Annotated in this window: 3 protein-coding genes and 1 tRNA gene; 2 read left to right on the top strand and 2 right to left on the bottom strand. The window is 56.0% G+C overall.

Annotated elements, in window-relative coordinates; all coding sequences use genetic code 11:
* Position 1 precedes the first annotated feature (1 nt).
* Together HQL52_15360 and HQL52_15355 are read right to left on the bottom strand one after the other, a co-directional pair.
* A tRNA-Val gene (locus tag HQL52_15360) sits at positions 2-76 on the bottom strand.
* Positions 77-148: 72 nt separating this feature from the next.
* The gene (locus HQL52_15355; protein MBF0370826.1) at positions 149-1375 is read right to left on the bottom strand and encodes an NnrS family protein; all 1227 of its coding nucleotides are present in this window, start codon (positions 1373-1375) and stop codon (positions 149-151) included.
* A gap of 561 nt (positions 1376-1936) precedes the next feature.
* On the opposite strand from HQL52_15355, the gene HQL52_15350 reads away from it, so the two are divergent.
* Complete coding sequence (locus HQL52_15350) at positions 1937-5791, top strand: hypothetical protein (protein MBF0370825.1); 3855 nt, start codon at positions 1937-1939, stop codon at positions 5789-5791.
* 67 nt (positions 5792-5858) lie between these two features.
* On the top strand, positions 5859-6860 hold the full coding sequence (locus HQL52_15345) for a uracil-DNA glycosylase (protein ID MBF0370824.1): 1002 nt from the start codon (positions 5859-5861) through the stop codon (positions 6858-6860).
* Positions 6861-6940 lie beyond the last annotated feature (80 nt).

Below are 6940 nucleotides of genomic sequence, written 5' to 3'. Positions count from 1 at the left end.
ATGGTGGGCGGTACAGGATTTGAACCTGTGACCCCTGCCGTGTGAAGGCAGTGCTCTCCCACTGAGCTAACCGCCCATCAGCGAGGAGCGCATAGGCTAGTCCCGGCTTGGCGTTGTGTCAAGGCAAGGCGTGGAGGGTGGGGAAAAATCAATTGGCCTCTTCCTGCTTCTGTTGTTTCATTTCCGGGGGGAGCAGGGGGGTGATGCGGGTGAGGCGATAGCCTACGGTAAGCCCCCAGGCAAGGAGTACCCCCGTACCGATGTGTGTCGTCGCCAGGACCCAGACGGTATCAAACCAACCCATGGAACTCCCCGTGCGAGCCAATGCCACCCCCGCCCAGAGAATCAGCAGGTAGACCACCACCCGGTCGGGCAAAGCCGCTCCAGCGGAAAAAAAGGCCGCCACTCTCGCCACCACACCGATGATGAGGGTCGTAACCACCCCAACTCCCAATAGATGCACCGCCCCATCCATTACCAGATCTTCTCCCTGTACCACCATCAATACCCCACAGGCCAGGGCCGCCCCAAAGCCCAAAATCAGTGTGACATTGATCGCCTTGAAACCAAATTTGGCCGCTACCCCTAAAAAACCGGTCCCAATCACCATGGCAACGATGACAATCAGCCAAAAAACACCCGCAAGCTGCCAAAAACCGGAATCAACGAAAGTAGCCAGCCCCGAAACAAGCCACGCCAACACCAGGCTGACCGCATAGATCCGTTCTGAAATTCCCTGGAGAAGGGTGCCGCCCAAAACGTTGTTGATCAGCTGTTGGCCAGCCGCCAGGGCAATGGTGACCGGGCCGCACCAGAGCATTAACAGGGCCGCTTCAGGCTCTTCAAGGGGCAACCAGGGGGAGGCCGCCAGGGGTAGGAATCCCGCAGCCAGTGGAAAGCCTCGGCTGATTCTGAGCTTCGGATTCCCCTTCGAGGTGATGTTGAACATATAATAGGCTGCCCCAGCATAAGCCGCCGTGACCAGCACCTGGCCCAACACCGAAAGCACCGGGTCTGCTGTGAGGGATAAAATCAACCCCAACCAAAGGGTGGGCAACAGCCTCAGCAGTCGATCCGAAGGGGCAGGGGTGCCGCCCACCACATGGGGGCCCGCCTGAAAAGCAAACCCCATCAAAATCGAACCGGTAAAAAGCTCAATTTGAATCCGGGCATGCCAAAGGCGATAGGTGAAATAATCGTCCGGTACCCCATCCGCTCCGTATTGCCAGAGCCACAACATGAAACCCAGTCCAAAACCCACCGCTGCAGCCAGTAGTCCAGCCCCCCAAAATCGGTGCAGCACCGGATAGCGCGTGAATGTCATCGGGGTGTATGGGGGATCGGTGGGAACGATCAACCGATAAAGTGATGTCATTGAATCTGCTCCAAAACAGCCGAAAAAAAGGGTCGCGGTGGGCTTTATGTCAATCTCACCCGGCACTTGCCGGGAGGCGGACAATAATGGATCTCATCCCCAGAGGCAATCCATCGCCTGGAGGGGGGATCAAAACCGGTATGATAAGGATATTCTTGCTGGAAAATCTTCGTGCCAAGCCTCATCCCATAAAAAAAACCAGTGAAAGAGTTGTCCTTAGGATGGGATCGTTCGAGGCGCTATACCAGCCAAAAGTGACGGCCATCCAGGCTTTCATGGCCCATATTTGGGTTCGATCCCGGCAGGATGGTTCCCTGAAGAGAAACATAAAATAGCCAAAATACCAAAAAATCAGAAGAAGCCCTGGCAAAATGATGGGAAAATGGGCTGTCCCAGAGTGGTTTTCGTTATATGATCATCCAGAAACGATGGCGAGACCAACACATGGCTCCATCGTGAAGAGACATTTTATAGGATCCATTTCACCACCCTTTTTTCAAATTTTCCAGGCGCTGGTTCATTGAAGAACGGATAAATTGTCTCAAGGGATAGGGCCGTTGTATGGATCCATCATTCAAAATTGACAATCCCCTCTTCGAGGCCTATGGCAGGCTTGTCGATCAGCTCCTGGTGGCCCAAGCCAACAATGAGACCATCCTCTCTATTTTGCCCCATGGCAGTGGCTCCCCAAGGGGATCGGAGGCCGTTGGAGAGAGTCCGCCGAGTGTTGGCCAGGATAAGTCCCAGGTCACTGCTTCGGGGCCAGGGGAGGCCGATACGGGTTCAGTAGACCTTTCCCAGCATTTTTCCGCTGCCCAACTGAAATCTTTCCAGGAAATTCTTTCAGCCTTCAAGGACGGGCTCGAAGGGGGAGAGAAGATCGCCGCTGCGACCAACAAAAAGTGGCTGCCGGTTTTGCAACGTCAATTTCCGGCCTTCCATAATGTCAGCGGGGAAAAAACCCTCCAGCAACTCCTCCGGGAATTCCGGGCAGCCAGAGAGACGGGCAACGAATCCACTCTGGCAGGAAATCCCTTCTATCTGTTGGCCAAGCAGCTTTTTCGGGAACATCTCGCCGGTAGCATGCGTTTTTTTGCCACCTGTCAGGCTTCCCATATCAGTCATCCCCCCCGGGAGGCCCGACCTTGGCGTCCCTTGAAGGAAATCTGGTTGGGCCCCAGGCGGGCTCGTACCCGGGCCAAACGCATTCGGGAAAGCTTTTCCAAGTGGATCATCTTGAGCAAATGTTCTTTGGGATGGCTGCTTTTCTGGGCTTCTGCTCTCACCACCACCTGGTGGTTGAACGATCTGTTTCAGGTGGAGGATCTGAGCCGCCTGATGGGCGGCTCCCTGGCTGGGAGCGAGGGAGAAATTGCCCGCTATTTGGCCTCTTTCACGGGTGGGGTTCTCCTCTCTTGGGCCATTATCGATTTTAAAGGGCGGGTTTTTCAGGAGGTTGCTGAGGCAGGTCGGGTGGCAGAAGGAGTGGGAAATGCCTTCAGGCGTTATCCCCGCTGGCTGACTTTCTCGGGGTTGCTCCTCTGTTTTTCTCTTTTGACCAACTATGACGGTGTCGTCTCCATCGCCACCAAGCGGGGGGATCTGGCCCGGCAGTCAGAGGCGATTCACAGCCAGGTGGAACGGGCTTTGGGCAGCTGGTTTACAGAAGATACCGATGCTTTAGACTCTCTCCACGATCTTCACGCCGAAATCCAAGCCTCTACCCACGATGCCATCCAGGCCTTTCTGAGTATTCCCGAGGAGGAGCAAAAAGGTCACGCCACCAGCTCCAATGCCCGCAAGGGACCACGCTATTGGGGGAAATACTATATTGTCCACGGGGAGTATGAACCAGGGGTTCGGGATGTGGTGGGGGCGTACCGAAAAACCGCTTCCGCCCGGGAGATCGATGCCATTCTGCGGGGCTCGGATCTGGACCTGACCCTCTCCATCTCCAGTAAAATTGCCGCCATCGAGCGGGAATATAAAGCCCGCCTGGAGAAGACCGACAGGCAGGTGCGCAGTCACCTCAAAGAGCTCAGCGCTCTTCTCAAGCCCCGGGAGGCGACCTTCATCGAGTTTTTCCGGGTGCTTACCCTGGAGCACTACCAGATCAACGGCATCGTGGGGAATATCGTCGATGCCCTGGAGGCGGACAAAGTCGCTTATGGCCAGATTGTGGAGAGTGTGCGCAAGCTGATCAGGGAGTATGTCGCTCTGTTGGAAAAAGTGGACAAGCTGGGCTCTGACAGAAGCTCCGACTATGAGATTGGAATCAAGCTTTCCGTGCCGCGAATCGATGCCATCGATGAGTTGCGTAAAGAGTTTATCCCTTGGGCCTATCACAAAAATATCGAGGAGTTGAAGGATTTTCTGACCCGGGAAGATGGCTTCTTGATGGCCGCTTTGCAGTTGGCGGTGATTTTCTTTTTGGCCATTGCCCTGGATTTAGGGGATTGGTTGGTGCATGCCCGTCGGGTGGCGCAGCGCGGGTTGCGGGAGCGCTCGGCCCTGCCTGGCCTGCTCAAGGAGTTGGCGGAGTGGGAGGCTGCTTTTATCCGGGAAGGGGCGCATTTTTTTCAACAGTTGAAACAAGATGGGGTGTTGGATGGCATAGATTTTCCCAGTGAGGCAGGTCTTGGGAATGCCCTTTTTCAGCTTTTGGAAGAGATTTCCCCCGGCGTTCGGGAGGCGGATCAGCGGAGTTGGACTGAACGGATGGAGTGGAAGCTGGACGGCTATATCGAAGGCACCCGCATCCTGGAAATCCGCTGTTATCGTGCCCGGGCTGCGGCCATTCGTCTTTTTGTCCAGCGTCGCAAAGAGCTTTTTCCCAGCTATCTGGAAAAGGCACTGCCCGGGTTGTGGCTCATGGAAAACCCTGAAGAGGAGCCTTTCGTCGTTCTTTATCAGCATGTGCGTCAGGGGCAGCTGCAAAATCAGGAAACCTTTAATCGGGAGTTGGAGGCGTTACGACACTCGGATTCGGGTGATTCGGATCGGGGGTCTTTCTGGAGAGGGGCGGCGGATTCCCAGTCCATTCAGTCCGGCGCCTGTGCCCGCACCCGACGCAACTGGTTGGCTGGTCTGGCCCGGCGCACCCTCATTCCCGATGGGGGGGTGGAGGAGGTCGTGGCTTTTGCACCCCGCTTGAAAGAGGCCATGGGAGAGACCCTGCCCGAAATCAAAAAAACATTACTGGATCCCTTGTCAGACATTCAGGTCCGGTTGGCCGCTTTTGGTGACCAGCGGGGAGGGATGGATTTATTCTCTCTGGTCACCCGGTTCGAAGAGATCGAAAAACACGCCTTGGAGATGCTTTCCCTCTCCAATCTGGGGGAAAATGGTATCGCCCTCTATCACATCGGCCCCACCCTCGCCATTTTGAATTGTGATCTGGATATAGAGCAGATGGTGCGGGAGGTGCGGGAGAGTCAGAAGGCGGGTTCCGGTTATTTTCGGCGGATCGACGATCTGAAGGCGGCTCTCACGTCAGCCCTGGAAAATGCCCGGCAACTGGAAACAGAAGCTAGGGAGGAGATGCAGAAAGCCTTTGGTCAGATCAAGGGGAGATGGGAGGCGATTCGCCAGCGGCTGTTAAAAATCAATAGATTGGCCTGGGGACTCAGGGATCAGGCCAACCCTCCCAGGCAGCCGTTACTGCTTTTGCAGTCCAAACGGGCCCTTTTGGAAAAAACCCCCCAGGAGGCCGAGACCATTTTGTTTCGGAGTAGCCAGCTTTTGGAAGAGGAGACTCCTCCTAGTGACAAAAGTTTGAGTAGCTTGGGAAAATTGAACAACGCCATAGGCCAGCGGCTCAAGGCGGTGGTGGAGATAGAGTCTGCACTCAATCGTTTTGTCGTTGAAAAAAATCCCCCTCCCACCCCTGGAAATGGGGGGGAGGAAGTGGATCGAAATCAGATGCTCGCTTCTGATTCATCACCCTTGGCCAAAACGGGCCATATCCCTCAGACTGTGGAGCAATCCCCTGGCCAAGAGATGAAAAAAACAGCTCTGACGGTGCAAAAGCCACCAGCCACAAAACAGAAGGAGGGGGTGGGTTCAAATCCATCCGAACGTCCATCGGCAGAGGGCGTTTCGTCATCGGAAGGGGGGCTGGATTCGGCAGAAAAAGCGGGAGAGAAGCGTATTCAGGTGGAATTTCTTCCTCAGCAAGGAACGACCATTCAAGGGCCAGCCCGCAAAATCACTTCCCAAGGCGTTCACTTTGCGCCTTCCGGTTGTGTTGCAGCCATCAGGCCGGGGGAGCGGGGCCAGCTGCGACTTGTCTCCCCGGAGGGAATACATCAGTTTCCCTGTCTGGTGAAAAATATCAATCAAGAGGGGGTGTGGCTGGAATTGCTTTCCGTGGAGGGTCGGTTTGAAGGGGTGAGACCGGGGGGGGAGAAGGGATGAATGGCTTGGTATCATTGGCCCATCAGCTGGTTGGATGGTGCTCTTCCAAGGTCAGCGGGAGGTTGTCATGACCCTGCCTGAGAGCATCAGTCGGGAAGAGTTGGCGGCACTGCTCGCCTACTATAAGGAGTGCGGGGTGACGGCGCTTTCGGGTGATGAGCCTGCCGGTATTGAACTGTTTCCGGAAAGTGCTCCGGTGGCATCCCACTCTCAGCACTATGGAACCCAGGGGCATTCTGCCCAGCCCGCCGGGTTTAACAGACCGGCACCTGCCCCCTGGAAAACCGCCACTCCCTCAGCTTCCCAGCCAAACAATCGGCCCGGTGTTGGAACGGGTACCGCTCCCGGGGAGTTTCGTCAAGGGAAACCGGGGGGGAATGTTCAGGGTGGCGCGCCACCATCCCGACCTGTTTTTACGCCAACTTCTTCAGCTTCCACCAAGCCGACACCTAAAGCCACACCCACCCCTCGGCCCATCAAGCCTTTGCCCAATTTTGCTGCTGGAGGTGGGGAGGAATCGTTGGTAGAGCTGGATCGGGAGGTGGCCATATGTCATCGATGCAGCCTTTCTTCCACCCGCACCCAGACCGTTTTTGGTGTGGGTTCTCCCAAGGCTCGGGTGGTATTTGTGGGGGAGGGGCCCGGGGCGGAGGAGGATCGTCAGGGGGAGCCTTTTGTCGGGGCTGCCGGAAAGCTGTTGGATCGGATGTTTCGGGCCGTGGAGATGGCGCGTTCTGAAGTCTATATCGCCAATGTGGTCAAGTGTCGGCCCCCAGGCAATCGCAATCCGCTGGAGGAAGAGATCGCCCAGTGTCAGGGGTTTCTTTTTTTGCAATTGGAGGCCATCGCCCCCCAGGTGATCGTGGCTCTGGGCAAGTTTGCCATTCAGAGTTTTTTGGGAAAAGTTGGCAATATCAAACAGGTGCGGGGGCGGGTTCACTATTGGCGGAAGGTGCCGCTGATTGTCACCTACCATCCGGCTTATTATCTCAGAACCCCTGGGCGTAAGCGGGCGGGATGGGAAGATCTTCAGCTTTTGATGCGGACGCTGGAGGAGCTGGAAAAATAGGACTCATCCCGCTGGGGATCGGGGCCATTGAGGATCGGCCATTGGGGGTCAGGACCATTGGGGGAGTGGGAGGGGTTGGG

Source organism: Magnetococcales bacterium, from assembly GCA_015232395.1.
In the GTDB taxonomy this organism is placed as follows: domain Bacteria; phylum Pseudomonadota; class Magnetococcia; order Magnetococcales; family JADFZT01; genus JADFZT01.
Note: the sequence above shows the minus strand (reverse complement) of the source record. Positions and strands in the feature narration are given on the sequence as shown.